Source organism: Mesorhizobium sp. M7A.F.Ca.CA.003.01.2.1 (assembly GCF_003998945.1).
GTDB classification, from domain to species: Bacteria; Pseudomonadota; Alphaproteobacteria; order Rhizobiales; family Rhizobiaceae; genus Mesorhizobium; species Mesorhizobium ciceri.
This window is the reverse complement of record NZ_RZRA01001332.1, coordinates 1-1,089: the sequence shown is the minus strand read 5'-3', so window position 1 is coordinate 1,089 and position 1,089 is coordinate 1. Positions and strand designations below refer to the sequence as shown.

At 60.5% G+C, this 1,089-nt stretch carries 2 protein-coding genes; both read right to left on the bottom strand.

Features of this window, described 5'->3' with window-relative positions; all coding sequences use genetic code 11:
- Nucleotides 1-478: DNA gyrase subunit A (locus EN969_RS32435; RefSeq protein ID WP_281060052.1), on the bottom strand; the 478-nt coding region annotated here is incomplete at its 3' end.
- A 221-nt stretch (nucleotides 479-699) separates the two neighbouring features.
- Nucleotides 700-1,089, bottom strand: a 390-nt coding sequence (locus EN969_RS32430; protein ID WP_164758726.1) for an AraC family transcriptional regulator, incomplete at its 5' end; no start/stop codon positions are given.

Genomic DNA, 1,089 nt, shown 5'->3' with positions numbered 1-1,089 from the left:
CATCATACGTGTCCTGGAAATCGACGGTATCCTTGTCGATATCCTCCAGGAGCTCGTGCGCGACCTTGGTCAGCCGCGCTTCCGTGTAGCGCATCGCCGCAGGCGGATCGCCGTCGATGGAGCCGAAATTGCCCTGCCCGTCGATCAACGGAACGCGCAACGACCAGTCCTGCGCCATGCGCACCAAGGCGTCATAGATGGAAGCATCGCCATGCGGATGGTATTTACCCATCACGTCGGCGACAGGACGCGCCGACTTCACATATTTGCGGTTCCAATGGTAGCCGCTCTCATGGGCGGCGAAGAGAATGCGGCGATGCACCGGCTTCAGGCCGTCGCGCACGTCCGGCAGCGCACGGCTGACGATCACGCTCATGGCGTAATCGAGATAGGAGCGCTGCATCTCCTCGACGATGGATATCGGCTCGATGCCGGTGGGGCCGCCGTCGGCGCCGCGCGGTGTCTTCTGGTCGGTCAAATCGGATCACAATCTAATCAGGAATCACTTGGTGCTTATATAGGAAGCAAGCCCGAAACTCCAACCTTCACGGCACTTTTCCAGTGTCATTTTTGATGGTAATTTCAAATGGATACCGATGATTGCGACGATATGGCCAAGGCGGTTTTCACCGCCCTGACGCAAAAGCCTGCGTGTCTGCCTTTGCGGTGCACCGGGCCGATTCACCAAGCAGAAACGACCTATGCGCCACGGCGGCTGCGATACTGGCTTGGCGTCTGCCCCATGATCCGCCGAAAACGACGATTGAAGGTCGACAGATCGCTGAAGCCAGCGCCGAAAGCGATCGCGGAAACCGTATCGTCCGACATGCGTAGCCGCACCGCGGCCCTGTGCAATCGCGTCCTGAGCAGGAATTGGTAGGGGGTCATGCCCGCCACCTGCCGGAAGATGCGCAGGAAATGATACGGACTGGTCGCCGTCCCATCGGCAAGCGCTGAAAGGGAAACCGGCCCGTCTGCATCGAGTTCGATGCGCCGCACAGCTTCGGCAACCCGTTTTTGATCGCGGCGGCTCGGCGCGCGCCTGACATGCGAAGCGCCGGAGGCTGTAGCCACGGCAGCACCGGCCAT